Source organism: Pullulanibacillus camelliae (assembly GCF_014642655.1).
Classification (GTDB): Bacteria; Bacillota; Bacilli; order Bacillales; family Sporolactobacillaceae; genus Pullulanibacillus; species Pullulanibacillus camelliae.
The window spans coordinates 537,573-563,927 of sequence record NZ_BMIR01000001.1 but is presented as its reverse complement, the minus strand read 5'-3'; the positions used below and the strand labels follow the sequence as shown (position 1 = coordinate 563,927).

At 42.8% G+C, this 26,355-nt stretch carries 22 protein-coding genes and 2 other annotated features; of the genes, 14 read left to right on the top strand and 8 right to left on the bottom strand.

Going from position 1 to position 26,355, the window contains the following annotated elements; genetic code table 11:
• Window positions 1-150: 150 nt before the first annotated feature.
• The 5 genes from IEW82_RS02425 to IEW82_RS02405 all read right to left on the bottom strand — a co-directional run bounded on the left by IEW82_RS02425 (window position 151) and on the right by IEW82_RS02405 (window position 4,183).
• A complete protein-coding gene (locus IEW82_RS02425; RefSeq protein WP_188688511.1) occupies window positions 151-942 on the bottom strand; it encodes a uroporphyrinogen-III synthase in 792 nt (263 codons plus the stop codon).
• Between the two features lie 4 nt (window positions 943-946).
• Window positions 947-1,570: an NAD(P)-binding protein gene (locus tag IEW82_RS02420; RefSeq protein ID WP_188688508.1), complete on the bottom strand. Its 624-nt coding sequence runs from the start codon at window positions 1,568-1,570 to the stop codon at window positions 947-949.
• A gap of 56 nt (window positions 1,571-1,626) precedes the next feature.
• A complete protein-coding gene (locus IEW82_RS02415; RefSeq protein ID WP_188688505.1) occupies window positions 1,627-2,382 on the bottom strand; it encodes a sirohydrochlorin chelatase in 756 nt (251 codons plus the stop codon).
• Window positions 2,383-2,400: 18 nt separating this feature from the next.
• A complete protein-coding gene (gene cobA, locus IEW82_RS02410) occupies window positions 2,401-3,168 on the bottom strand; it encodes a uroporphyrinogen-III C-methyltransferase (RefSeq protein ID WP_188688502.1) in 768 nt (255 codons plus the stop codon).
• Between the two features lie 268 nt (window positions 3,169-3,436).
• Window positions 3,437-4,183 (bottom strand): phosphoadenylyl-sulfate reductase, encoded by a 747-nt coding sequence (locus IEW82_RS02405; protein WP_188688498.1) that lies wholly within the window; start codon window positions 4,181-4,183, stop codon window positions 3,437-3,439.
• 549 nt (window positions 4,184-4,732) lie between these two features.
• On the opposite strand from IEW82_RS02405, the gene IEW82_RS02400 reads away from it, so the two are divergent.
• Entirely contained in the window at window positions 4,733-5,980 is a 1,248-nt protein-coding gene (locus IEW82_RS02400) for an ATP-binding protein (protein ID WP_188688494.1), read from the top strand.
• Between the two features lie 11 nt (window positions 5,981-5,991).
• Here the strand turns inward: IEW82_RS02400 and IEW82_RS02395 are convergent, their stop codons facing one another.
• Window positions 5,992-6,807 carry an ATP-grasp domain-containing protein gene (locus IEW82_RS02395; RefSeq protein ID WP_188688493.1) on the bottom strand — a complete coding sequence of 272 codons (816 nt, stop codon included), beginning with the start codon at window positions 6,805-6,807 and terminating at the stop codon, window positions 5,992-5,994.
• A gap of 435 nt (window positions 6,808-7,242) precedes the next feature.
• On the opposite strand from IEW82_RS02395, the gene IEW82_RS02390 reads away from it, so the two are divergent.
• The 3 genes from IEW82_RS02390 to IEW82_RS02380 all read left to right on the top strand — a co-directional run bounded on the left by IEW82_RS02390 (window position 7,243) and on the right by IEW82_RS02380 (window position 10,440).
• Window positions 7,243-8,001 carry a threonine/serine exporter family protein gene (locus IEW82_RS02390; RefSeq protein WP_188688490.1) on the top strand — a complete coding sequence of 253 codons (759 nt, stop codon included), beginning with the start codon at window positions 7,243-7,245 and terminating at the stop codon, window positions 7,999-8,001.
• Between the two features lie 28 nt (window positions 8,002-8,029).
• The gene (locus tag IEW82_RS02385) at window positions 8,030-8,470 is read left to right on the top strand and encodes a threonine/serine exporter family protein (RefSeq protein ID WP_188688943.1); all 441 of its coding nucleotides are present in this window, start codon (window positions 8,030-8,032) and stop codon (window positions 8,468-8,470) included.
• Window positions 8,471-8,535: 65 nt separating this feature from the next.
• Window positions 8,536-10,440, top strand: a complete 1,905-nt coding sequence (locus tag IEW82_RS02380; protein WP_188688487.1) for an ABC-F family ATP-binding cassette domain-containing protein — start codon at window positions 8,536-8,538, stop codon at window positions 10,438-10,440.
• A 48-nt stretch (window positions 10,441-10,488) separates the two neighbouring features.
• Here IEW82_RS02380 and IEW82_RS02375 read toward each other — a convergent pair whose 3' ends face one another.
• A complete protein-coding gene (locus IEW82_RS02375) occupies window positions 10,489-11,208 on the bottom strand; it encodes an ATP-binding protein (protein ID WP_188688484.1) in 720 nt (239 codons plus the stop codon).
• A 381-nt stretch (window positions 11,209-11,589) separates the two neighbouring features.
• Window positions 11,590-12,276: a Na-translocating system protein MpsC family protein gene (locus tag IEW82_RS02370; RefSeq protein WP_229672200.1), complete on the bottom strand. Its 687-nt coding sequence runs from the start codon at window positions 12,274-12,276 to the stop codon at window positions 11,590-11,592.
• Window positions 12,277-12,467: 191 nt separating this feature from the next.
• On the opposite strand from IEW82_RS02370, the gene IEW82_RS02365 reads away from it, so the two are divergent.
• The 10 genes from IEW82_RS02365 (at window position 12,468) to argH (ending at window position 25,686) form a co-directional block, all read left to right on the top strand.
• Window positions 12,468-12,677 (top strand): gamma-type small acid-soluble spore protein, encoded by a 210-nt coding sequence (locus IEW82_RS02365; protein ID WP_229672198.1) that lies wholly within the window; start codon window positions 12,468-12,470, stop codon window positions 12,675-12,677.
• 84 nt (window positions 12,678-12,761) lie between these two features.
• Window positions 12,762-12,996 (top strand) — a binding site (T-box leader).
• A gap of 49 nt (window positions 12,997-13,045) precedes the next feature.
• Window positions 13,046-13,277, top strand: a binding site (T-box leader).
• 185 nt (window positions 13,278-13,462) lie between these two features.
• The gene (gene argC / locus IEW82_RS02360; RefSeq protein WP_188688474.1) at window positions 13,463-14,503 is read left to right on the top strand and encodes an N-acetyl-gamma-glutamyl-phosphate reductase; all 1,041 of its coding nucleotides are present in this window, start codon (window positions 13,463-13,465) and stop codon (window positions 14,501-14,503) included.
• 15 nt (window positions 14,504-14,518) lie between these two features.
• Window positions 14,519-15,751: a bifunctional ornithine acetyltransferase/N-acetylglutamate synthase gene (gene argJ / locus IEW82_RS02355; RefSeq protein ID WP_229672197.1), complete on the top strand. Its 1,233-nt coding sequence runs from the start codon at window positions 14,519-14,521 to the stop codon at window positions 15,749-15,751.
• A gap of 12 nt (window positions 15,752-15,763) precedes the next feature.
• Window positions 15,764-16,570 (top strand): acetylglutamate kinase, encoded by an 807-nt coding sequence (gene argB, locus IEW82_RS02350; protein WP_188688470.1) that lies wholly within the window; start codon window positions 15,764-15,766, stop codon window positions 16,568-16,570.
• Window positions 16,563-17,753, top strand: coding sequence for an aspartate aminotransferase family protein (locus IEW82_RS02345; RefSeq protein ID WP_188688467.1), 1,191 nt, complete (start codon window positions 16,563-16,565; stop codon window positions 17,751-17,753). Before argB ends, IEW82_RS02345 begins: the two co-directional genes overlap by 8 nt.
• Before the next feature lie 17 nt (window positions 17,754-17,770).
• Window positions 17,771-18,859, top strand: a complete 1,089-nt coding sequence (locus IEW82_RS02340) for a carbamoyl phosphate synthase small subunit (RefSeq protein WP_188688464.1) — start codon at window positions 17,771-17,773, stop codon at window positions 18,857-18,859.
• A complete protein-coding gene (gene carB, locus IEW82_RS02335) occupies window positions 18,843-22,079 on the top strand; it encodes a carbamoyl-phosphate synthase (glutamine-hydrolyzing) large subunit (protein ID WP_188688460.1) in 3,237 nt (1,078 codons plus the stop codon). The genes IEW82_RS02340 and carB overlap by 17 nt, the downstream gene beginning before the upstream one ends.
• A gap of 6 nt (window positions 22,080-22,085) precedes the next feature.
• Window positions 22,086-23,054: an ornithine carbamoyltransferase gene (gene argF / locus IEW82_RS02330; RefSeq protein WP_188688457.1), complete on the top strand. Its 969-nt coding sequence runs from the start codon at window positions 22,086-22,088 to the stop codon at window positions 23,052-23,054.
• A gap of 48 nt (window positions 23,055-23,102) precedes the next feature.
• Window positions 23,103-24,359 (top strand): argininosuccinate synthase, encoded by a 1,257-nt coding sequence (locus IEW82_RS02325; RefSeq protein WP_188688455.1) that lies wholly within the window; start codon window positions 23,103-23,105, stop codon window positions 24,357-24,359.
• Complete coding sequence (gene argH / locus IEW82_RS02320; protein WP_188688452.1) at window positions 24,316-25,686, top strand: argininosuccinate lyase; 1,371 nt, start codon at window positions 24,316-24,318, stop codon at window positions 25,684-25,686. Before IEW82_RS02325 ends, argH begins: the two co-directional genes overlap by 44 nt.
• The last annotated feature ends 669 nt before the right edge of the window (window positions 25,687-26,355 follow it).

Genomic DNA, 26,355 nt, shown 5'->3' with positions numbered 1-26,355 from the left:
AAGAGACCTCCAAAAAGGTGCTGTTTTACAGTTCTCCAACAGCAAAATACCTTTGAAGGATAAACATATAAGTAACTTTGACTTTCACCACCATCATTGTGTGATATAAAAAATCCTATAAAGAAGGCTAAGCAACACGTCAAAGGTTTTCTAATAGTATTCTGTGAGCGCGATGACCATGGCTCCCATCTTGGGACGTTTAGGTTCTAAAACATTGGTGATCCCTTGATCAGCCAAGGCTCTAGCTGTGACTGAACCAACGGCTACTGCTAATACATTTTGATTAAAGCCCTTAACCAATAGCTTGTGCTGACTCTCACTGGTTTTGTGAAATAAATTTTCTACCTGCGTTTTACTTGTAAACAAGACGGCATCGACGGCTTGGGAGGTGACACAAAAACGCAATTCCTCTAGTATTGTCTGATCAGGCGGTAGATAATGGTACGGTGCTGAATGATAAAAGGCGATATGCAACGTCTTTAAGCGTTCAATAAGAGCGGCTTCTTCTTGATCGTAGGATTGATAAAAGAGAGAGGGACGCTGCTGAGCGCCTTCAAGCTCATGAATCAGACTCAGCATCGTTCCATCTGGAGAGACCTTTTCAGGGATAAGCTGCCATTTTTTTAGCCACTTCAAGGTTTTACTTCCACGAATGGCCAAATGTATATCAGAGAGCTTGTGAATATACTCATCTAAGCGTCCTAGTCTTTCCGCGGCTTTTTCTAAAGCCTCGGCCCCAATGCCTGTCGTCAGCAGCATCCAATCATAATCATGCGCTAAAAAATGAGCAACGTCATTCTCAGCACTTTTTTCATCTAACCAGCGTGTCCCTTGAATGGGCTTGATAACAGGAATCCCTCCATGCTTTTGAATCAGTTGACTGATTTCGGCTGCCTTGCGATCAGCGGCGCATCCAATATGTCTTCCTTCCAGTGCTTTCATAAAATTAGTGCTCCTTCGAGATAAGGTTTTGTAATGTCTGTTTCATCTGACATTGCTCAGAAGGTTCCAACAGGTTGCTCGCAAGAAGGTCGTAGAGTAGACGCTGCTTTTCTTCCTGAGTCAAGTCTGAAGTCTTGAGAAGCCGGCGACATTCATATAAGAAGTCTAGATAATCTTCGTAACGGTCATCATAGACCCTAGAGAGTTCATCTTTAATCTTCTTAGCTAGGAGAGGGCTTGCCCCATTTGTTGAAATGCTGATAGAGAGCCTGCCGCGCTTTAAGTGAGAGGTAAAAAAGGCATTCCCCTGTTCAGGCTGAGTGGCGACATTTATCAGAGCCTGTTCAGGAGCAAGGGCGGCTACTTGAGCATTAACTTCTGCATCATTTGTGGCTGCAATGACCATGAAAGCATCTTGAATATCCTCAGGCTCAAAGTGTTTGGGAACCCAAGTGAATTGCTTTGCCTCATGTAATCGTTTAAGGTCGGGATGGAGCTCTGGACTGATGACGTGGATGGAAGCGTCGTATTTAAGCAAGGTTTGGAGCTTGCGTCTTGCAACATTTCCGCCGCCGACCGTCACCACTTTTTTATTTAATAAATTAAGCATTATAGGGAATGCATTCATGCTTTTTCTCTCCTAAAGTATGCCAGCTGATAGCAAAAAATCACCCTTAATAGGTGTTAGACATGTGCTTTCAAATGAAACGTGCGTTGAAAGGACTCATTCACACGATCGATGAGCGCTTCTTGAATGTTAGGATGATGGCCGAGATGACCGCAAAGGATGAAGCGCAGACCTTCTTTGTTAAGGGCATTAATCTTTTTTTGCATCGAGCGTATAAGCAAGCCATTAAACCAAAGATAAGGCACAACCATGACTTGGCTAGCCTGTGACCGGACCGCCTCAGCTAATGCCTCATCAAATGAAGGATGACACGCAGCCAAGAAGCAATAATCGACGGATTTGATGTCTAATTGTTGGGCGAGGGATGCGGCGATACACTCAATATCCTTTTTCGTTTGTGGGTCTTTACTACCTCTGCCGACTACGATCACTTTGGTTTTTGAGTGAAACACCTGCTGTTCTCTGATGCGCTCTTCTAGAATGTGAATTAAGCGCGGTTGCACCCCTAATGGGCGTCCGTAAGTAAAGTGGAGTTGGGGATAGCGTTCCTTGAGCTGTTCAAGTTCATAAGGAATGTCCTCATGATAGTGCTTGGCGCTTAATAGTAGAACCGGAACAACGGAAATTGCTGTCGCTCCCTGGCTGACTAAATGAGCGACTCCTTCCGCAATCGTTGGAGAAGAGAGCTCTAAAAAGCTAATTTCTTGTAGGGAGACATCGATCTGTTGTTGGACTGTTTCTATGAAGCGAATGGCCTCTCGTTTGCCTTCTGGAAGGCGTGTGCCATGGCTTACGTAAAGGACGGCTTGCATCAGATTCCCTCCGTTGATTCATATCGCACAGGACTTTGGATCCTGAGATAAATGTAGTTTTTCGAACCATTGCAGTTGTTCGCGCAAACGCACAACGTTGCCGATGATAATCATCGAGGGGTTCTGGGTGTCTTTTGCCTTTTCCACGATATTTTCTAGTGTACCGGTAACGGTGACTTGATGATCAGTTGTTCCCCAATGAATAAGGGCGATGGGTGTTTCCTTACTCAGTCCACCCTCTAGCAATTGTGTGCATATATTGGGCAGCTTCTTGATCCCCATATAAATACAAAGCGTTTCCACAGTATGAGCCAATTTTTTCCAATAGTCATCAGCTTCCTGTTGGGGAGTCACTCCTGAGACAAAAGTGACAGATGAACTGACATGACGATGGGTCAGTGGAATACCTGCATAGGCGGGAGCTGCAGCTCCGGCTGTAATGCCAGGGACGATTTCGAAGGAGATGTTTTGCTGGCTCAAGGCTTCGGCTTCTTCGCCACCACGTCCAAAGATAAAAGGGTCGCCACCTTTTAGACGCGTGACTACTTTATCTTGTAGGGCATATTTGACCAGTAAGTGATTGATGGTTTCTTGGCGGAGTGTGTGGTGATCAGGGCGCTTGCCGCAATAAATACGTTCACAATCACTTGGGGCATAGTCTAATAATGCCTCGTTCACGAGGCGATCATAAAGGATGACATCAGATTGTTGTATGGCTTTAAGTCCCTTAATTGTAAGCAAGTCTGGATCTCCTGGCCCTGCACCAACAAGAAAAACCTTCCCCATGTTCATCTCCCCTTAGGTTGTGTACTTTTATGATAAGAAGTAGTGTATAGCGATAGGATTCGGGAAAGAAGATACTGCTTCTTTCCCTGCGATTGATTACATAGTATCACGAGTAGAACCTGCTGTTAAAGATATTGAGCAAAAGCGTGCTAGATTTTAAGACTAGCAGGCAATAAAAAGGTTTCATTATCATTATTCATATCAATATAGTGGGTTTTATAACAGTGTTTAAATACCCTGTGATAAATTTTTTGGGGGCTTATAAATGTTACGACTGAGATGTTTTGAAGTTAATGGGTATGGTGTGAAGACCACACTCTGTTTTTTCCATTCCTGCCCATCTGCCTGAACGTGAATCCTGTCCATCCTTCACAGGTGAAGTACATGGAATACAGCCAATACTTGGATAATTTTGATCGTGTAAAGGATTATATGGTAAATCATATTTTTCAACATAGGCCCAAACGTCGTCCCAAGTCCAATGAATCAGAGGGCATACCTTAATGGATTGAAAGCGGTCATCCTTGTTAACAAAATTTGTTTTGCGACGACTTGGAGATTGCTCTCTTCGCAATCCAGATATCCAAGCGCTTACCCCCTTTAAGGCTTTTTCAAGAGGCTGTATTTTCCTTATATAGCAGCACTGGTCAGGCTGGCGTTTCCATAATGCAGAGCCATATTCCGTTGCTTGTTCTTCTAAAGTGAGTTCAGGCTTCTTTATAATGATGTTAAGTTCTGGGAATCTTGCTTTTACTTTGTCGATGAGATCATAGGTTTCTTGGAAGTGTAGATCGGTATCCAGAAAAATAATGCGAGCGTCCGGCTTCACCTTCGAGATAAGGTCAATCAGTACAATACCTTCTACACCGAAACTACAGGAATAAACAATATCATCCTCATAGGTGCGATAAGCCCAATCCAAAACGTCAAGCGCCCCTTTTGTTTCGTTATTAATATCTAAACCTTGTAAAGGGTCACTTGCGAAAGTATCATAGGTTATTAAATTAGCGTCCACATTCTCCCTCCTTAAAAGGCATTGACGCAAGCGGTATACAGCGATGGGTCTTTTAGTCCATCTCTCATGCTGATAAAAAAGGAACACTCAAAATGGGTTCAAGGTAAATAAAAAAACTTGTCTAAAGAAGAAGAGTATTGCCGCGGTCTTCTTGAGCATTTAGAGTCCTTTGTAAGGTATAAATGATCGGATAGCTGTGTTGCCGAGGTTTCAAGGGGCTCTTCCCTCCACCTCTCTCTATAAGGAATTTTTAAAAAATTTGTTTGTAGTGATTATTGTATTCGGATAAATCGATAAAGTCAATTATAATTCCGATAAAATTTATAGGAATATTTATAATTGGGGGATTGTCGTTAATAAAAAGGGCAGAGTCAGCCGTTTTCTCTATAAAATAATAGTGTGAACTGAATTTATTATTTTATGGCTATAAATCAAGGATTAGATTGTTTACAATAGATATAGATTAAAAGAATAGCGATGATGTCCTATACTATGCATGATGTCATGGCAGAGTTGAGGAATTTGATTTTTAGGGGGATAGGGAAACTGGTGTTGCAATTTAAAGATTTGATTGTTAATTTTTTTGTTGTTTTATTACCACTATATATGTTCTTATTGTTTGGGAAAAGAACGATTCAGTCTTTTAGACATACGTTATTTTATGGGATTGTCGGCAGTCTTGCCATCCTTCTTTGTATGATCTTTCCGGTGAGTGCGGTAGAGGGGTTGACCTTTGATTTACGAGAGGTTCCAGTGATCATGAGCTTTCTGTTTATGAACTCGATCATTGGTATTCTTTTATCAGGGGTTTGTATGGCTATTCGTCTTGCATTAGGGGGAGAGGGGTTTTTCTGGTCGTTTTTTATTCAAGTTGTATTGATGGTTATTCTTCTCTTCTTTAGACGCCGCTTCAATCAATTTTCACCGAAACAAAAATATTTATGCTTAACCTTCATCTCCCTTGTGACCACATTGCTGATCGATTTAGGTCTTTTGCTTTTTTATAAAAATGAACGGATGTTCAGCGTGGCGTCCGGTGTGATTTTCCTTACACAATGCATCGCGTTGTTCGTTATAATGTATACCATGGAGAGATTCAACAGAAATATACTAACAGATCTAAAACTACAAAAAGCAGAAAAAGCGCAGATCGTCAGTGATTTAGCCGCATCGGTATCCCACGAAGTGCGCAATCCTTTAACCGTGACAAAAGGCTTTATCCAGTTGGTTTTAAAGGATGGCCTTCCCGAGAAAACAAAGTATTATCTTTCTTTAGCACATGAGGAGATTGTACAGGCAGAGCAGGTGATCAGTGATTATTTAACCTTTGCAAAACCGGTATTGGAGGATCCGAAAAGGATTAATTTAAAAGAAGAATTAGAGAAAACACTCAGACTTCTTATTCCCTATGCCAATATGAAGTCGATCATTATTCAGTTTGATAGAGGGGAGCATACAGACATTGGTGTGATCGGTGAGGCACACAAACTGCATCAATGTTTTTCTAATGTCATTAAAAACTGCATTGAGGCTTCCCCTTCAGGAAGTGTGATTGAAATTTCGCTTTATGAGGAAAAAGGAATGGCGGTTGTTTCAATTGTGGATCATGGGATAGGGATGACAGATGAAGAAATCGCTCGGTTAGGTGAACCTTATTTTTCTACTAAAAAGAAAGGGACGGGATTGGGCATGATGGTTGTTTTTAGCATTATTCAATCTATGAATGGAAGAATACATATAAAGAGTAAAAAAGATCAGGGAACCCAATTTGTTATTGAACTCCCGAGAGCAAGATAGATCACTTTAATTCAAGAGGTCTTCTTTTTATTAAAGTCTGGCAAAAAAGGGGGTTTTGTCGGTGTATGGTGCGCAACTAAATACTGATAGATATGCTCTTCGATGGAAAGATTCATTTTCTGAAGACCAACATTGCCGAATAGCGTGTTGAATTCAAAAAAATAAGGATGCCCATTATAAATGGCGACATCAAAGCCAGCGTGATTAATGTTCAACGTTTGCGCCACTGTCTCTACAAGATCAATAATATCGCGTGGGACAGGGTCAAATGCTATTTGCCCTCCTTGCGAAACATTATTTAAATGAGAGTCCTCTCTGCCGATACGCCAATAAGCACCAATCACCTTCTCCCCAACCAGTGTAAGACGGATATCACGGTCGATAGGGAGATATTCTTGAACATAGAGGACGTCATTGGCATTCGCGTAGTTGATTAAATCTTGTTCATTGTTAATAATGAATACACCTTTTCCCATAGAATTTTTAATTTCCTTAGCTATAAATGGAAAGGGGAAGGTCTCAAGAATCATTGTGGTATTTGTGGGTGTATTGGCTAGAATTTCAGTATATGGAAAGTAATCTGGAAATAACAATTGGAAAGCACGCGTCATCTCAATTTTATTGTGTCCGAGATGATAAGAAGCAACACTAGGGAATATTTGCTTTTTTAATCCATACACTAGACTATTGACTTGCCAATAGTCTGGGAATAAAATCCAATCGGCAGCGGCGATGTCTTCACGATGGCGAAACATGAGCTCTGGTTTAATGTAATGTGTATTCGGGATAGCCAACGTGCGCAAAGGATTAAAGGTAATGGACTTCATGTATCATTTCTCCTATGAACCTCTTTATAGAGGCTGTACTTTAAATGATAAAAAACATGATGAAAGGTTTATAGGGGGACCCCCTGAGTTCGTGACACTTGGGTAGAAAGCCCAAATTTGCGTGATAACAATGAGATTATTATAATCCCGTTTTAAAAAAAATCAAGAAGAAAGTTGATGGGAAGCTGACTTACAAATAAAAATAATCTTTTATCTGAAACATGGGATTGCTCGCCTTTTTTCTGCTGGAAGCGTTTGGATTTCAATTTCTATTGCTTCACAAGCTAGGAGTCAGCTATACTGAAAAAAAGCGGACAGGGAACTTCTTCTAATAGCGGCTGAAGCACCCTGTTATTTTTATACTTTAGGATAATAAGAAGCGCGATGCATTCTGATGCTGCAGCGTGTTTAACTATTTGAAAGTGTATGGAGAGAATGCAAGTGAAGGAACAATCGCAACGCATTAATGAAATTATTGATGTTTGTCTCTTAGCAGGCGATATTATGTTGAAAAGTGGGGCAGAAACCTACCGTGTTGAAGATACCATGACACGGATTGCAGCCGCCTTTGATGATCGGGCGTCGCAATGCTTCGTCATGCCTACAGGAATCATCTTTTCCATTGATGGAACAGATCCTACAAAGCTTATTCGCGTTTCAGAACGGTCAACCGATTTACAAAAGGTCGCCGATGTTAACCATGTGTCGCGGAAAATTAGCAGTGGCGAACTGTCATTAAAGGAAGCCTATCTACAGTTAAAAGCTATAGAAAAGGCTGAACTTACTTATTCGATTTGGCAGAGGATCCTTTCCGCTTCAATTGCCAGTGGCTGTTTTCTTATTATGTTTAAGGGTGGATGGTTTGACTTTTTACCCGCTTGTGTAGCTGGCGGATTAGGCTTTGCTGGACTTGTCTATTTTCATCGGCTGATTCAGCTCAAGTTTTTCGCTGAATTCTTGGCTTCTCTGATCATTGGGGTACTGGCCGTTGGATTAACGCATTTTGGGCTGGGTCATGAGATGGATAAGATCATTATTGGCTCCGTCATGCCTCTTGTCCCGGGGCTATTGATTACAAATGCGATACGCGATCTCATGGCTGGCCATCTGGTTTCAGGGTTATCAAAAGGGGCAGAGGCCTTTTTGACTGCTTTTGCCATCGGCATGGGTATTGCTTTTGCATTTGCCTTGTAAAGGATTTGGGAGGTGGATCTTCGTGCATGTGCTGCAACAATGTATAACAAGTTTTATTGCTTCCGCTGCGTTTGGCATTATTTTTAATTGTCCCAAGAATGCCTTGGTTAAATGCGGCTTGGTTGGCATGATGGGATGGCTGATGTATATTTTACTCGTTGCCTTCAATGTTAATGTGGTGTTAGCCAATTTGTTAGCTGCTTTTTTTATTGCAGTGATCGGTCAAAGCTTCGCTCGCATGTATAAAATGCCAATGATTATTTTCAGTGTGGCTGGCATTATTCCGCTTGTTCCTGGGGGGATGGCCTATGATGCAATGCGCCACTTTGTTCAGAATGATTACAGCTCGGCAGTGCAGCTCTCTGCCAAGGTCTTTTTACTATCAGGGGCCATTGCTGTGGGACTTATCCTTTCGGAAGTTAGCAATCAAATGTACAGAAAACTTCGTTCCCTGAAGCAGGGAGCATGATAATTATAGAATTCGAATGCGTTTTAAGATGATGTTAAAAAATTATGAATCAGGAATGATGCAATATGAGCTTGCTTATAGCTGAAGATCTTTATAAAACTTTTGGTGAGAAGACGCTTTTTGATCACATTTCCTTAACCATTGAGGAGAAGGAGAGAGTCGGATTAATCGGGGTTAATGGTACGGGAAAATCATCGTTATTGAAAATATTAGCTGAGGTTGAGCAGCCAGAAACAGGTACGCTGACACACGCTAAGCAATTTCACATTGAATATCTTCCCCAAAATCCTGAGTTTCATGAGAATCTCACGGTGCTGGAACAAATCTATTACGGCGATTCTCAGTTAATGAGAACAATGAGAGCTTACGAACGCCTGGTCGCTGAGCTAGAAAATCAGCCTGAAGATGAAGCGGTTAGGCAGCGCTTTTTTCAGATTCAGCAGCAAATGGATGCGCTTGATGCTTGGGAAGCGAGTACACTGGCCAAAACGATTCTTAATCGGTTAGGGATCAAGGCGTATCAAAAGCCCGTCAACGAGCTCTCTGGCGGACAAAGAAAACGAGTTGCAATGGCTAAGGCATTAATTCAGCCAGCCGATCTTTTAATTTTAGATGAGCCGACTAACCATTTGGATAATAAGACCATTGAGTGGCTTGAGACATATTTGTCCCAATATCCCGGCGCGTTAGTGTTAGTCACTCATGATCGCTACTTTCTTAACCGAGTGGTTAAGAAAATTTATGAGCTGGATCACGGCAAACTCTATGCGTATGAGGGCAATTATGAGGTTTTTTTAGAGAAGAAGGCAGAGAGGGAAGCGCTGACCATCCAAGATGAGAGAAAACGGCAAAACCTGCTAAGGTCCGAGCTCGCTTGGTTGCGCCGTGGTGCGAAAGCGCGCTCGACAAAACAGAAGGCGAGAATTGATCGAGTGCATCAACTGCAGGAACAGGATAATGTCATGCCAACAGGCTCAATAAGCTTTCAAGTAGGAGCCAGCCGATTAGGGAATCAAGTGTTAGAAATCGAGGATATTACAAAATCCTATGATCATAAAACATTGATTAAGTCATTTAGCTATTTGGTAGTACCAGGTGAGCGCTTAGGTATTATTGGTCCGAATGGGACAGGAAAATCAACGCTGCTTAATATGATGGCAGGATTAATGGCACCTGATTCAGGGGAGATTAAGACGGGCCAAACCGTCAAGCTAGGATACTATAGGCAGAGTGATATAGACATTGATGGTTCTTTGCGTGTGATTGATTATATTAAAGAGAAGGCAGAGATGATTCATACAGCAGATGGTCAGTGGATCTCAGCTGAACAAATGCTTGAGCGTTTTTTATTCCCCCGCCCCGCCCAACGGACGTTTGTGCGACGTCTCTCAGGTGGTGAACAGCGTCGATTGTATTTGCTCAAGGTGCTGATGGAAGAACCAAATGTTTTACTGCTCGATGAACCTACCAACGACTTGGATACGACAACCTTAAGTATTCTTGAAGATTATTTAGACCACTTCTCAGGTGTGGTTATTACGGTCTCCCATGATCGTTACTTTTTAGATCGTGTGATTGATCACCTCCTAGTTTTTGAAGGAGAGGGTAATATTCAGCGCTTTGAAGGGAATTATTCAGACTATCTTGCTTCTGAGAAAAGCACACCTAGTCCGTCTAAGCATAAGCAGGACTCACCGCAGTTTCAGGGGTCCCAGAGGCGGCAGTCCCCTCGATTAAAGCTCACATATAAAGAGCAGAAGGAGTGGGAGGGGATCGAAGAACGCATCGCTGAGTTAGAAGCTGAACAAGAGCGCCTTGAGGGTGATATTCAAGCAGCGGGCAGTGACCTAGGGCGTGTTCAAGAGCTTTTTAATGAACAGAAGGAAATTGAAGTAAAACTAGAGGAAGCCGTAGAACGCTGGACGGAGTTATCTATCAAAGTCGAAGAAATTGAACGAAGTAAAAGGTAATTTGATGGCTATATGATGATAAGGGACCTTTAGGGTTTAGATGTATCCTCATTCATGATCTAAACCCTGGGATTGAGCGGGGAGGTCAATTGTCACGGTGGTTCCTGAGCTGCTGCTGCTAAAAGTTATTCTTCCTTGATGGTTTTCAATAATTTGGCGGCATATCATTAATCCCAAACCCGTTCCATTCTCTTTTGTGGTGTAAAAGGGTTGACCAACCTTATCAAGCTGCTCTTTGGACATGCCGGTGCCTTGATCGATGATTTGTATGATTAGGTGCTCGTTTTCACTCGTGACCACGACGTTAATGATACCCCCGTTGTTCATGGCTTCAAGGGCGTTATTCAATAAATTAATAAAAACTTGTTTGATTTTATTCTCATCACAAAATAGCAGCGGCAGATTTGGGGCATAGTTGGCTTGAATTTCAGTACCTTTTAAGTGTGCGACAGTATTGAGCAGTGTGATGACTTGATCTAGGATTTGAGTGATTGAGCATTGGGTTAGCTTGGCTTCAGTGGGCTTTGCAAGAATCAGAAGCTCTGTAATAATGGATTCAATACGATTGATCTCCTCTGTAATAACGTTGATGTACATATCGTTGCCGTGATAGTCAGCTTTAATAAGATGGAGAAAGCCTTTTATGGCTGTCAAAGGGTTTTTAATTTCATGGGCAATACCTGCCGCTAATTGTCCTGCAAGTGTCAGTTTTTTGGATTCATTGAGATCCTTGAGTTGATGTGTTGAAAGAGCATGCTTATCTTCCATGGAGATTTCCCCTTATATTGGTTTTGATTTAGAAAAATTTGGTTAAATTAGGCGTTTATCTTTAGGATTTTTTAATCACATATTCAGAGCGCCCGCAAGTTTTTATGGTGTCAGGATGGTTCATATACTCTGATAGCATTAGAAAACTTGGCTTGCACCACTTCGCTGGTACTCCTGATGTGATTTTCGCACATCACACACTTAGGTTGCCCGCAAGCCTTAGAAGGCGAAAGCCAAAGTTACACTTATACTATCTTCCTTCATGAGCGTCAGCGAAATTATAAATTCTGATAGTATAAAAAAAGCCAAAGTAAAATAATCTTTTACTTTGGCTCATGTCTGACTTTGTCATTCAGCTCATTTCCACCTTATACTTTATATTTAATGCGTTTTTAAAATAAAAATTATGACACTGTAATCGTAAAGAAAGTTCCAGTCAACAAAAATGTCCATGATTTGTGCCTTTAATATGGATGAAAATCTAGGATTGTTATGGAGGTATTCCTTCTCCAACTTGCGCTTTGTAAGTGCTAAAATCTCTTGGTGCCCCTGTCTGATTAATTCTTTTTCAATCCGGATTAAAATGCCTCGCCGGATGACGACTAATGTTCTCGGATTAAGAAAGAATGAGTAGATGCTTTCCGGTGATTTTTGAACAACATGGCTCATTGCGTCTATTTCCTTCTCGAGAGCCTCCTTACCTTCATAATCCTCTGAACGCCCCTCCGTCAGATCCAGATCTAAAGGACTGGCAGCGATTAAGCCAGTTTTATTATCAAGAGACCAATCGTAATAAAAATGGGTGTATTCAGTACCTGTCAAATATTTAATATATGCCTTGGTCTCGGGAATAAGGCTCTTCATAAGAATGTCCCGTGTATGTTCAATCGTTGTCGTTTGTCCTTGGGACAAAAGCACTTTTTCTGTCGGTGAAATAAAATTCTGCAAATAAATGGTCAGAAAATGATGGTGTTGAGAAACATAAACAGATTCTGGCCCCTTTCCAAAGTGATCTCTAAACAATTTGCCAATAAAGCTAGCCATTTGTTTTTGATTTTCTTGGCTCAAGTTGTATTCCATCCTTTTTTAGATAAAAGCCTTTTATTCTTTTATCCACGTTTAATTGTAATGTGCTGAAATTTTAAAAGCAAATGAAGTGAGATGCAATATTACATTGTGTAAAAGGAAGTCAATTTATCCAAGCTTTACGAATAACCTTTGGACACTCTTCACATCTTATGGGTATGGAGGTGTGTATCGTGGACCAATCAAAGGGGCACAGTGGGAAAACAATAGCCGGAACAGATATTAATCAAGTGAAGGAACAGAATGCTCAGTCCGGCCTTTCTTATAATGAAGCTAAGGCCTTCATTGCTAAGAACATGGGAGGACACGGAACCGAGATATTTAGCGATACAGATAGTCTGGCCATTCGTCAAGAGCTTCAGAAGGATGGTAAGAAAAATTAACAGCCATTATAATTTACTAAAAATAAAAACAATTATTCAGCTGTTGACATCCGTTTTGTATGCAGTATAATAAGTTAACAATAACGAAAGTCAATGACGAAGAGAGTAATTACATGAGAAGTTGAAGCGAGCCAGGGAAGGTGAAAGCCTGGTACAGAACATGTAATGAAGCGCACTTCTTGAGATGTCGGCTTGAAAGAGGAATCCTTCAATTAGAGTCGATCGGGTAGCCTCCGTTAACGTGCTTTTAAGTGGTTCCTATTTTAGGAATAAATGGAGTGGTACCGCGGGTGATAACTAGTCAACGCTCGTCTCTTTAGTAATTAAAGAGGCGGGCGTTTTTTGATTTAAATTGAAAAGTGTATAGATGAAAATCGATGATAAAGAGAGTAGTCCCAAAAGATGACACAGCGAGCTGGGGAGGGTGTAAGCCTGGCGCATTGGATGGGGTGAAACGCACTTTGGAGATGTTGGCGTGAAAGGACCTTTGGTCATTAGCGTCAAACGGGTGGTTCCGTAACCAACTTTAAAGCTGGTTCTTTTGATAAGAACAATTGGAGTGGTACCGCGGGTGACGAACAGTCAACACTCGTCTCTATAATCGACAAGATAGAGACGGGTGTTTTTTTTATACTATCAGAATTTATAACTTCGCTGATCTCAAAGGAAGATAGTATAAGGCGGGCTTTGACTTTCGCCACCTATGGCTTGGTGATAGCCAAGATTTCTAATTATATTGGGACAAGAAACCATGGAGAGACAGAACGGGTTTAGGAGGAGAGCGCATGAAAATCGCAATCGTTGGTGCCAATGGCTATAGTGGTGTGGAACTTATACGATTATTATCACAGCACCCCCATATAGAGATTGAAATGCTTGTTTCCCATTCAACGAGTGGGACAGCGATCAATGCTATTTATCCCCACCTGACAGGGATATGTGAGCTTGAGTTAGAAAAGGCGGGGGCTGAGGAAATTGCTGAGCGAGCGGAGCTGGTTTTTTTTGCAACACCAGCGGGTGTCAGTCAAGGCTTGGCTCCACAATTACTTGATAAAGGCATCACGTGCATTGATCTTTCAGGGGATTTTCGCTTGAGGCAGCCCAAGGCTTACGAGCAGTGGTATAAACGGCCATTCGTTGCTCGGGAGACTGACTTAGAAAAGGGTGTCTATGGCTTAAGTGAAATCAATAGGGATGCGATAAAATCAGCTCAGCTCATTGCCAACCCTGGATGCTATCCTACGGCAACACTTTTAGGAGTCTTACCTGCCGTTCAAATGGGGTTGATTGACTTACACTCTATTATTATTGATGGAAAGTCAGGGGTATCGGGAGCAGGACGATCCGCCAAACAGGGCAATATGTACAGTGAAATAAATGAGAGTGTAAAAGCCTACAAGCTTGGTGCTCATCAACATATTCCAGAAATTGAGCAAGGCATAGAAGTGATAGCAGGAAGCGAAACTCACGTCACCTTTTCAACGCATTTAATGCCCATGACCCGAGGGATTATGTGTACGATCTATGCAGGGCTGAAAGAAGCTAGGTCAACACAACAAATAATTGAAGATTACAAAGAATTTTATCAATCTGATAGCTTTGTGAGAGTACGAAATGAAGGCATTTGGCCAGCAACAAAAGAGGTATCTGGCTCTAACTATTGTGATATCGGCATTTTTGCCGATGAACGTGTGCCGCGATTAACGATTGTATCCGTTATTGATAATCTTGTTAAAGGCGCGGCGGGGCAGGCCATTCAAAATATGAACATCATTTGTGGCTGGGATGAGACCACAGGATTAGCACAAACCCCGATTTATCCATAAAGGAGAGAGATTGAAGTGTTTAATGAGACGACGATAAGTCAACAGCAATTTAAAATTATAGAAAATGGCAGCGTGGCTTCTGCAAAGGGTTTTTTATCAGGTGGTCTTCATGCTGGATTAAAATATAAAAATTTGGATTTAGGTTGGGTTTTCTCAGAGGTACCTGCTGATGCAGTAGGGGTCTATACAACAAATATCTTTCAAGCGGCACCATTGAAAGTCACACAAGAAAGCATTGCTGTAGAGAATAAGTTACAGTCCATCATTGTGAATTCAGCAGTAGCAAATGCCTGTACAGGGCAACAAGGCTTGGATAATGCTTATGAAATGAGACACGTATTTGCCAATCACCTAGCGCTCCCAGATCATCTTGTTGCGGTTGTTTCTACAGGCGTTATTGGTGACCAGCTCCCTATGGATAAGATTAAAAAGGGCATTTCTCAAATCACATTGGGGGACAGTCAGTCGAAAGCTTTTGAAAAAGCGATACTCACCACGGATACATGTATTAAGCAAGTGGCTGTGGAGCTTGAGATAGATGGGAACATCGTAACGATTGGTGGAGCTGCGAAAGGATCGGGGATGATTCATCCGAATATGGCAACGATGCTTAGCTTTATCACAACAGATGCTCATATCGATCAACAGGATTTGCTTCAAGCGCTCAGAGAGACGACAGATCAAACCTTTAATATGATTACGGTAGACGGGGATACGAGTACCAACGACATGGTATTAACCTTAGCAAATGGCTTAGCAGGTAATGATAAGTTAACGAAAACACATCCCCAATGGTCGGAATTTATTGCAGCCTACATGTTTGTTGCAGAAACACTGGCCAAAAAGATTGCGCGGGATGGCGAAGGGGCAACGAAGCTGATTGAGGTTCATGTCACTGGTGCGGCTAATGAACAGGCAGCCAAGGCAATAAGTAAAGCAGTTGTCGGTTCAAGCCTTGTTAAAACCGCTGTGTTTGGCACGGATCCTAACTGGGGCAGAATCATCTGTGCAGTGGGGTATAGTGACCAGCCGCTAGATCCTGCAAAAATCAATGTTGCGATAGGGCCCATACCTGTTGTTAAGCAAGGCCTGCCGCTTGTCTTTGATGAAGAGGCAGCCAAAAATTATTTGGCTCAGGAAAAAGTTGAGCTGTTCGTTGATTTGGCTGACGGTAATGCTGAAGCGATCGCTTGGGGCTGTGACCTTACCTATGATTATGTCAAGATCAATGCATCTTACAGAACATGAGGAGGATGACCATTGAATTATCTAGTCATTAAATGTGGTGGGAGTGCTTTTCAACAACTCACCCCTTCCTTTTATAAAAATATCATCAAAATACTGAATAGCGGGAATTGGCAACCAATTATTGTGCATGGCGGTGGTCCACTTATCTCGACATTGCTGGATAAACTGGCTATTCCAACGCATTTCAATCAAGGGTTAAGAGTGACTACGGAAGAGGTTTTGGATGTTGTTGAGATGGTCTTGAGTGGATCGGTCAACAAACAAATCGTACGGGAGCTGACCTTGGCTGGAGGAAAAGCCGTAGGCATGAGCGGTGTTGATGGGGGTCTCCTTGAAGCCGCACCTCATGATCCTGAGATGAAATGGGGATATGTTGGTAAGATCGTTCATGTCGAAACGGAGAATCTTGAGCTTTATACCAAACGAGGGTATATTCCCGTCATTTCACCTGTTGCGATGGATCGAGCAGGACAGCGTTATAACATCAATGGAGATACCGCAGCGGCTGCCATTGCAGAGGCACTAAATGGCCATCTTTGTTTTGTCAGTGATATTTCCGGTATCGAGGTTGAGGGGAAATCCGGAAAGAAAGAAATTTTAAAGCAAGCGACCTTAAAGCAAATTGAAGACTTGATTGAGTTAGAGGTTATTACAGGCGGGATGGTGCCAAAGGTGCAGGCAGCATTAGAAGGATTGAAAAATGGTGTCAAAGCCACGGTCATTCTTAACGGACTAGAATCAGAACAACTCCTTGATTATATTCAAGGTCATCCTGTCGGCACGAAAATCACTTTGAAGGAGGCGGCTACTCATGTCTAAGTCATCCTTATTAGAACATTCAGCGCTGATGTCCACTTACGGTCGGTTTCCAATAGAAATAGTGAAAGGGAAGGGCAGTTACGTTTGGGATGCTGCAGGGACGCAATATCTTGACTTTACTTCTGGCATCGCCACTTGTAATCTTGGTCATGTCCCAGAAGGTGTCAAAGACAAACTACATGATCAGGTTGAAACGTTATGGCATTGCTCGAATCTTTACCACATTCCTTCGCAAGAGCAGCTAGCCCAGAAGCTGATAGAACTGAGTTGCTTTGATAAAGCCTTCTTTTGTAACAGTGGTGCGGAGGCCAATGAGGCGGCAATCAAGCTAGCTAGGCGTTACGCGAATAAGGTGAAGAAGACGGAAGCCTTTAACATTGTGACCTTCCAACACTCTTTCCATGGACGGACAATGGCAACCTTGTCGGCGACAGGGCAGGAAAAAATCCATGATGGATTTGATCCTCTTTTAAAAGGATTTCATTATCTGCCTTATAACGATTTTACGGCACTCGATCAACTGTCAGGCAAACAAACCTGTGCTGTGCTTCTAGAACTGGTTCAAGGGGAAGGCGGCGTGAATCCTGCTGATCCAGAATGGGTAAAGGCATTAGAAAAGAAATGCCATGCGGAGGGTATCTTCCTGATGGTTGACGAGATTCAAACAGGAGTAGGCCGGACTGGCACGCTATTTGCTTATGAACAGTATGGTATTGAGCCTGATGTCATGACATTGGCAAAAGGACTAGGCTCTGGATTTCCGATCGGTGCAATGCTTGCTAAGGAAGAAGCAGCAAAAGGCTTTACACCTGGAAGTCATGGCAGTACATTTGGCGGTAACCCCTTGGCCACCACTGCTGGTGTCGCAACACTAGAAGCCATTGTGGAGGCTGATCTTATCCCGCATGCGAAAGAGATGGGGACTTATTTAAAAAACGTTTTAGAGAAACTTAAAGAAACCTATCCAGAGCACATTTTAGAAATTAAAGGCAAGGGGTTACTGGTAGGTGTGGTGACCGCTCAACCTGCAATCGATATTGTTAATAAGGCGAGGGAAGAGCAGCACCTCTTGATTTTAACAGCAGGCCCGCAAGTGATCCGGATATTACCGCCGTTAAACACAACATCCATAGAAATTGATGCCTTTGTGCAAGCATTCGCCAAAGTGCTTCAAAGCTTATAGAAATAGGAGGCCTCGATATGGAAAAGGGCTATCTGTTATTGGAAACAGGGGATGTCTTCGAAGGCATTCTGTTAGGTAAAACTCATTCAACTACTGGCGAAGTTGTTTTTAATACAAGTATGACCGGCTACCAGGAAATTTTGACAGACCCTTCTTATGCAGGACAAATCATGACCTTCTGCTATCCAATCATCGGAAACTATGGCATCAATGATTTTGATGATGAAAGTGCAGGGCTGCATATGGCAGGCGTGATTATCAGTGATCTCTGTATGACACCGAGCCACTATTTGTCCGTAAAGACATTTGCTGAAAACCTAGAAAAGGCGGGGATTCCGTGTTTAGCAGGTGTCGATACTCGAGCCGTCGTAAAAAAAATTCGCCAAGATGGCACGATGAAGGGTGTGATCACCACCACCCCTGATATCTATGCGACATGGAGCAAAAGTGCTTCAACGCCTTTGTCATTAGTTAAGGAGGTCTCCACGCCAGCGATTCAGCATTATAAAGGTGTTGGTCCTCATGTTGTTTTGATGGACTACGGGCATAAGAAATCAATTTTAAATGCCCTTTTAGATGAGGGATGTACGGTTTCGGTCGTTCCGTATACAACCTCATACGATGATATTGTGGCGCTTAACCCGAATGGCGTGGTTTTTAGTAATGGACCTGGAGATCCTATTGCCCTAAAGCCTTTACTACCAGAGATTAAAAAAATAACAGAAGCCTTTCCTTCCTTGGGGATTTGCCTAGGACATCAGCTGATTGCTCTTGCTTACGGCGCCAAAACCGATAAACTGCTTTTTGGGCACAGAGGGGGCAACCATCCAGTTAAGGAAATAGAGACAGGAAAGGTATGGATGACTGCTCAAAATCATAGCTATGTTGTCACAGATGAATGTATTGACTCGGAACACTTTACTGTTAGCTACCGCAATGTAAACGACCAATCCGTTGAGGGATTAAAACATAAAAATCTACCCATTGTGACGGTGCAATTCCACCCTGAAGCCCATCCAGGGCCAACGGATACGTATCACATTTTCACACAATTTTTACACACTATTAGACAAACAGGTGAGACGTCCTATGCCACTACGTACTGATATCAAAAAGGTTTTGGTCATTGGGTCTGGACCGATCGTCATTGGTCAAGCAGCAGAATTTGACTATGCAGGGACCCAAGCTTGCCTAGCCTTAAAAGAAGAAAATATTGAAGTAATATTAATTAATAATAATCCAGCGACTATCATGACGGATGAACAGATTGCTGACAAGGTTTATATTGAACCATTAACAACAGAAACAATTGAAAAGATCCTTCAAAAGGAGCACCCGGATGGCGTGATCGGGACCTTAGGTGGTCAGACTGGTTTGAATCTTGCTGTTGAGCTCTATGAAAAGGGCATCCTTGAAAAATATGATGTGGAATTGCTAGGAACTTCTGTCGCCTCTATCAAAAAAGGTGAGGATCGCGAGTTGTTCCGTCAGCTGATGATTGATAATAATGAACCGATTTCGGAATCGCAAATCATTCACACGTATGAAGAAGGGGAGCAATTTGTCAAGGCGATTGGTTTTCCCGTTATCATTCGGCCCGCTTATACCTTAGGTGGTTCAGGCGGAGGGTTCGCTAATAATTTTGATGAATTGAAAACAGTGCTAACAAGAGGGCTCAGCTTAAGCCCCATCCACCAAGTCCTTATTGAGAAAAGCATAAAAGGCTGGAAGGAAATTGAATACGAAGTGATGCGGGATCATAATGACACCTGCGTGATCGTCTGTAATATGGAGAATCTTGATCCTGTGGGTGTTCACACCGGGGATTCCATTGTGGTTGCCCCTTCTCAGACACTAACAGATGTTCAATATCAATTGCTTCGTAGTGCTTCATTAAAAATTATTAGAGCTTTAAGCGTTGTGGGAGGCTGTAATATCCAATTTGCCCTCAACCCGCATTCAAATGAATACATCATTATTGAGGTCAACCCGAGGGTGAGCCGTTCTTCAGCTCTCGCCTCTAAGGCAACCGGCTATCCGATTGCTCGGATCGCGGCCAAATGTGCCATCGGCTATCATCTGGATGAGATTCTAAATCCAATTACAGGAACAACCTATGCTTCCTTCGAACCCGCTCTAGATTACGCTGTTGTGAAGCTGCCACGCTTTCCTTTCGATAAGTTTACTGAAGCGAATCATGAGCTGGGGACACAAATGAAGGCAACCGGTGAGGTCATGGCTATTGACCGGACCTTTGAAGGAGCGTTAAATAAAGGCTTGCGGTCTTTGGAAATGGGACTTTCCAGTCTTCATTATCCACCATTTAAGACGCTTGATCAGGAACAATTGACTGAGCAGCTTACTCAAGCCACAGATCTTCGGCTATTTGCCATAGCGGAGCTCATGCTTAGAGGAATGACCATTGAGGCCATCCAAGCACTCACTCAAATCGATCCTTGGTTTTTAGAAAAAATAAAGGCGATTTTAGATGTGGAAGAGCAATTAACAGCTTATGCGTTTGCTGAGCTCCCGGATGAGCTGTTAAAGATGGCGAAATATATTAATATCAGTGACCAGCGACTCGCTGAACTCTTTCAAGTGGCTATCTCGGAAGTGCGCCAGAAATGGAAAAAGGCCGGATTGAAGCCAGGGTATAAATTAGTGGATACTTGTGCAGCAGAATTCGAAGCGCAAACACCTTACTATTATTCGACTTGGGCCGGAGAAGATGAGGCGGAGGTTGAGGATAAAAAGAAAATCATGGTGATCGGTTCAGGCCCGATCCGCATCGGCCAAGGGATTGAGTTCGATTATTGCTCAGTACAGGCAGCGCTAGCGGTTAAGAAAAAAGGTTATGAAGCGATCGTCATCAATAATAACCCTGAAACAGTAAGTACTGACTATTCCATTGCCGATCGCCTGTATTTTGAGCCATTGGCCATTGAAGATATCTTAAATGTCATTGATAAGGAAAAGGTCCAGGGGGTTCTTCTGCAATTTGGCGGGCAAACAGCGATTAATTTAGCGGAGGCCTTAGAAAAAGCAGGCGTACCAATTCTGGGAACAACGACGGAGGGCATTGATCAACTTGAGGATCGGCAAAGCTTTTATGATTTGCTGGGCACATTAAACATTCCTCATATTGAGGGAACAACGGTTGTAAATGAAGTGGAGCTGCGCGGAGCTGTTAAGCAGTTAGGTTATCCGATCTTGGTTCGTCCCTCCTATGTTATCGGTGGTCAATCCATGTTTATCTTTTATAAAGAAACTGAGCTCGATCACTATATCAAGCAGTACCAGCCGTTTTCAGGCCAAGGAGCATTGTTGGTTGACCGCTATGTCTCGGGTATCGAATGCGAGGTAGATGCGGTTAGCGACGGGCAAGATGTCTTTATCCCGGGTATCTTTGAACATATTGAAAAAGCAGGTGTTCACTCTGGGGATAGTACAGCGATTTTCCCGGCAGTTTCACTCTCTGAAGCCATTGCTGAAGCCCTAGCTTCTTATACGCTTAGTATTTGTAAGGCGCTGAACTTTAAGGGGATCATGAATATTCAATTTGTGGTCGATGATCTAACCAAAACAGTCTTTGTTTTAGAGGTTAATCCGCGTTCATCTCGAACAGTGCCCATTGTAAGTAAGGTTACTGGCATGCCGATGGTTGAAGCAGCGGTGGCCATTCAATTAGGAGAAACATTGGCAAGCTTAAATCTACCAACTGGATTAGCCAAGCCGATTGATTTCTTCGCTGTCAAGGCGCCGATCTTTTCAACCGAAAAATTGAAAAATGTGGATCCTGTGCTCGGACCGGAAATGAAATCGACTGGGGAACGTCTAGGACTAGGAAATAGCCTTGATGAAGCGTTGGCAAAAGCTCTGTTCATGGATGCGCCAAACCCACTTAAGTATACAAAAGAGCAGCCAATTATTTTTTGCTCAGTGACAGCGCGTGAACAGATGGCGAGCTTAGAGGCCATCAAGAAGCTTCAGGCTCAAGGCTATACGATTGCGGCGACACCGACGACTGCAGAGTACTATAAAAACCATGGTGTTAGGGTTGAAATAACAACAAGAGAGACTGGCGAAATTGAACGATTAATGTCAGAGGGCAAGATGGCGGCAGTGATAAATATTCCAACCCACGGAAGGAATTATGAAACCTTTGGTTTTTATTTAAGAGAATTAGCCTTACGGTTCCAAGTGCCTTTATATACAAGCCTTGATACAGTTAAGGCGACCATTGAGCTCTTGGACAAAGAGATCGTGAACACGGTGCACCCATTGGCCTCATACCGTAAAAGTGCACTTATCTATCACGGGGAGTGAGAAAACATGATGAAACTCGATGCATTGCGACCTTCACCCTTCTCAGCTGAAGGTAAGCATTTTATAAAACTATCTGATTATAGTACAGGTGAATTATTATATTTATTAGATTCCGCCCTTGAGATGAAAAATCTTCAAAAAAAGGGCATCCCTCACCCTTATTTAAGCGGAAAAATACTCGGGATGATTTTTGAGAAATCATCGACTCGGACCCGTGTTTCTTTTGAAGTCGGGATGAAGCAATTGGGTGGCGATGCCATCTTTTTGAGCTCAAATGACATTCAGCTAGGGAGAGGAGAAACGGTGGAAGACACCGCAAAGGTACTTTCCCGTTATCTGGATGGCTTAATGATTCGAACCTTTGGTCATGAGACAATTGAGCGCTTTGCAAATCATGCAGAGGTTCCGGTCATCAATGGATTGACGGATTTACATCATCCGACTCAGGTCATGGCGGACCTATTAACCATCTATGAGCATAAAGGAAAATTGGCAGGTCTAAAGCTGTGTTATATCGGTGATGGGAATAATAATATGTGTCATTCACTCCTTGAAGGGGCTGTCAGTGTGGGCATGGATATTGCCGTAGCCAGTCCAGCAGGCTATGCTCCAAACGCGCACATTTTACAAGAAGTTAAAGCAAAGGCCAATGAAATGAATGTCAGCGTGTCCTTCACAACATCGGCACATGAAGCAGCACATGAAGCGGATATTATTGTCACCGATGTTTGGACCAGTATGGGGCAGGAGGAAGAGGCGGCACAGCGCTTGGAAGCTTTTACACCCTATCAAGTGAACGCTGAGCTTTGCAGCCAGGCTAAGGCGGATTTTCTCTTTCTTCACTGTCTACCTGCTCATCGTGGTGAAGAGGTGACAGCAGACATCATTGATGGTTCACATTCCGTCGTGTTCGATGAAGCGGAAAATCGCCTGCATGCGCAAAAAGCTATTTTAAAGGCATTATTGGAAAATTAAACTCAAGTTCTAAATAGATGATGAAAAAGAGGAAAGGAAGGATTTATCATGGCGAAGGAAAAAGTTGTATTAGCCTATTCCGGGGGATTAGATACCTCCGTATCAATCAAGTGGATTCAAGAAAAATATGGGTATGATGTCATCGCCCTCGGTCTGAACGTGGGTGAAGGGAAGGATTTGGAGGCCATCAAGCAAAAGGCACTTGATGTCGGAGCGATCAAAGCGATTACAATCGATGCTAAAGAACTGCTTGCAGAAGAGTATATTATTCCAGCACTAAAAGCCAATGCACTTTATGAAGGGAAGTATCCGATTTCCTCCGCGCTTTCACGGCCATTGATTGCTAAGCTACTTGTTGAGATTGCTGAGCAAGAAGGAGCCGTCGCCGTTGCCCATGGCTGCACAGGAAAGGGCAATGATCAAGTGCGCTTTGAGGTATCGATTCAAGCCCTTAATCCGAATCTAAAAGTGGTCGCACCTGTTCGTGAATGGGGCATGACGCGGGATGAAGAGATTGCCTATGCAGAGGCCAACGGTATTCCTATTCCTGTTGATCTTGATAATCCCTTTTCAATCGATGCGAATATTTGGGGAAGGGCTTGTGAGGCTGGCGTCCTTGAAAATCCATGGAATGAGGCACCTGAAGCGGCGTTTGATTGGACGAATCCCATTCATCTGACTCCTGATGAAGCAGAGTATGTGGAAATCACTTTTGACAAAGGTGTTCCGGTTGCTTTAAATGGTGAATATCTTCCATTGGTTGAGCTGATTGAGACCTTGAATGAAAAAGGCGGTCTTCATGGCGTCGGTCGGATCGATCATATTGAAAATCGCTTGGTGGGTATCAAGTCTCGGGAGGTTTATGAAAATCCTGCAGCGTTGATTCTGATCAATGCGCATAAAGAATTGGAATTTCTTACGCTAACACGTGAGGTGCTACAATTTAAAAGTACGATCGATCAACAATTTGCTAAGCTGATATATGACGGTCTTTGGTACTCGCCATTAAAAGCTGCATTGGATGCCTTTGTCGATGAGACGCAAAAGTCGGTGACAGGCGTCGTGAAAGTCAAATTGCATAAAGGTTCACATGTTGTTGTTGCCAGAAAGTCGGATATCAGCCTTTATAATGAAGAACTCGCTACTTATACACAAGGGGATGCCTTTGATCACAATGCAGCGGTTGGTTTCATAAAGCTGTGGGGCTTATCTACAAAAGTGTATTCAGAGATTCACAACAAGGATAAACAGGAGGATAACCATGAGCAAACTGTGGGGCGGCCGGTTCACGAAGGAAACAAATAAGCTTGTCGAGCTTTATACCGCTTCCATTGATTTTGATCAGCTCCTAGCAAAAGAGGATGTTCAAGGGAGTCTTGCTCATGTGAAGATGCTGGGAGAGTGCGGTGTTCTTACAACTGCGGAAGCTGATCAGATCGAGGCGGGTCTGAAAACAGTATTAGAGAAAATTGAAAAGGGTGAGGTTGAATTTCTGGTTGAGCATGAGGATATCCATATGAATATTGAAAAGCTCTTAACAGATGAAATTGGTCCCGTTGCCGGTAAGCTTCATACAGGGCGGAGTCGTAACGATCAGGTGGCCACGGATATGCACTTGTACCTTCGAGCGAAAACAAAAGAGATCATCCACCTGCTTGTACAGGTGCAAACGGCATTAGTTGAGCAAGCTGCAAACAATATCGATACCATTTTACCTGGTTATACGCATTTGCAAAGGGCACAGCCTGTCTCCTTTGCTCACCATCTTTTAGCTTATTTTTGGATGTTTGAAAGAGATAAGGATAGGCTACAGGACAGCTTGAAACGCATTAATTGGTCCCCGTTAGGTGCCGGGGCATTGGCTGGAACAACCTTTCCGATTGATCGTGAGCGGGTGGCAGAACTCCTGAAATTTGACACTGTTTATCCCAACAGTTTGGATGCAGTCAGTGACCGTGATTTTATCGTTGAGTTTCTCTCCATTGCTTCACTGATTATCACTCATATTTCCAGACTGTCAGAGGAGCTTGTCCTATGGAGTAGTCAAGAGTTCCAGTTCATAGAGCTAGATGACTCCTTTTGCACAGGTTCAAGCATCATGCCGCAGAAGAAAAATCCTGATGTTCCTGAGTTATTAAGAGGGAAAACAGGTCGGATTTTTGGTGATTTGATTGGGCTATTGACCGTGCTTAAAGGCTTACCACTCGCCTATAATAAGGATTTACAAGAGGATAAAGAGGGCATGTTTGATGCGGTGGCGACCCTTGATGGCGCTCTGAAGCTATTAAGTCCCATGCTTGCAACGATGACTGTTAAGACGGAAAACATGCGTCAAGCTGTGACTCAAGATTATTCTAATGCCACTGATATTGCTGATTACTTAGCGACAAAGGGTCTCCCTTTTAGGCAGGCTCATGAAGTCATCGGTAAAATCGTTTTTTATGCCATACAGAAAGGGCAGTATCTCCTTGATCTCAGTCTTGAAGAGTTCAAGCAATTTCATGAGCTATTTGAGGCGGACGTCTTTAACGTCCTTCAGCCGGAAAATGTTATGGCAGCTCGCAAAAGCTATGGCGGAACTTCTCCAGAACAGATCAAACAACAGCTTGCACTGGCTAAAAGCAAACTTTAATACAGTATTCTACCAACAGAAAAGCCGAAAGCATTCATAATTGTTGAATGGGTTCGGCCTTTTTTAAAAGACCAGAAAGTATAAAATTCTGGTTATCAGGATGGTGCGGATTTCCACTCTCATCCACTCTGTACTGACCGTGCATTGTGGTAAAAAACATTTTAATGCCTAAATGAATGAGGACCCGGCATGCTTTTCGCCCGGTTTTTCTTATAATAGGGAAGTATAACTTTTCGACGCTAATTCTTAGGGATAAACTCATAGCATGTGTTAAAAATCCTATATCTTTTGTTTCTTTGAGACAGAATTTGTTATTTTAACTCAGCCTTTTGTTACGCTCACCTTTGGATTCGGAAACTTGTCCCCCGGATTTGCCCGCCATTTGTTCACTTCGGCTTTGATTTGTTACGTTGTGCTTGGGATGTGTTAAGAGGCTTTTGCTTTTTGTTGCGTCCAGACCCTAATTCGGAAACTTGCCACGTGGTTTTGTTCTCTATTCGGAAACTTCAAGCTTTATTTGTTAATTTGGTTGAGGCTTTTGTTAAAAAGGGCTGGCCTTTTGTTAAGTTGAAATGCGCTTTTGTCGCGCTTACCCCTGGATTCGAAAACATGCCCCACGGTTTTGTTCTCTATTGGTTCACTTCGCATTTTGTCAGCTTTCTCGGAACA

Excerpts from the sequence above, each read along its gene's own strand:
- IEW82_RS02395 (WP_188688493.1), bottom strand. The coding sequence starts at position 6,807 with ATGAAGTCCATTACCTTTAATCCTTTGCGCACGTTGGCTATCCCGAAT.
- IEW82_RS02425 (WP_188688511.1), bottom strand. The coding sequence starts at position 942 with ATGAAAGCACTGGAAGGAAGACATATTGGATGCGCCGCTGATCGCAAG.
- IEW82_RS02375 (WP_188688484.1), bottom strand. The coding sequence starts at position 11,208 with ATGGAAGATAAGCATGCTCTTTCAACACATCAACTCAAGGATCTCAAT.
- IEW82_RS02390 (WP_188688490.1), top strand. The coding sequence starts at position 7,243 with ATGCAAGTGAAGGAACAATCGCAACGCATTAATGAAATTATTGATGTT.
- argH (WP_188688452.1), top strand. The coding sequence starts at position 24,316 with ATGAGCAAACTGTGGGGCGGCCGGTTCACGAAGGAAACAAATAAGCTT.
- IEW82_RS02420 (WP_188688508.1), bottom strand. The coding sequence starts at position 1,570 with ATGAATGCATTCCCTATAATGCTTAATTTATTAAATAAAAAAGTGGTG.
- IEW82_RS02380 (WP_188688487.1), top strand. The coding sequence starts at position 8,536 with ATGAGCTTGCTTATAGCTGAAGATCTTTATAAAACTTTTGGTGAGAAG.
- argF (WP_188688457.1), top strand. The coding sequence starts at position 22,086 with ATGATGAAACTCGATGCATTGCGACCTTCACCCTTCTCAGCTGAAGGT.
- IEW82_RS02325 (WP_188688455.1), top strand. The coding sequence starts at position 23,103 with ATGGCGAAGGAAAAAGTTGTATTAGCCTATTCCGGGGGATTAGATACC.
- cobA (WP_188688502.1), bottom strand. The coding sequence starts at position 3,168 with ATGGGGAAGGTTTTTCTTGTTGGTGCAGGGCCAGGAGATCCAGACTTG.
- IEW82_RS02415 (WP_188688505.1), bottom strand. The coding sequence starts at position 2,382 with ATGCAAGCCGTCCTTTACGTAAGCCATGGCACACGCCTTCCAGAAGGC.
- IEW82_RS02345 (WP_188688467.1), top strand. The coding sequence starts at position 16,563 with ATGTCTAAGTCATCCTTATTAGAACATTCAGCGCTGATGTCCACTTAC.
- argC (WP_188688474.1), top strand. The coding sequence starts at position 13,463 with ATGAAAATCGCAATCGTTGGTGCCAATGGCTATAGTGGTGTGGAACTT.
- IEW82_RS02340 (WP_188688464.1), top strand. The coding sequence starts at position 17,771 with ATGGAAAAGGGCTATCTGTTATTGGAAACAGGGGATGTCTTCGAAGGC.
- carB (WP_188688460.1), top strand. The coding sequence starts at position 18,843 with ATGCCACTACGTACTGATATCAAAAAGGTTTTGGTCATTGGGTCTGGA.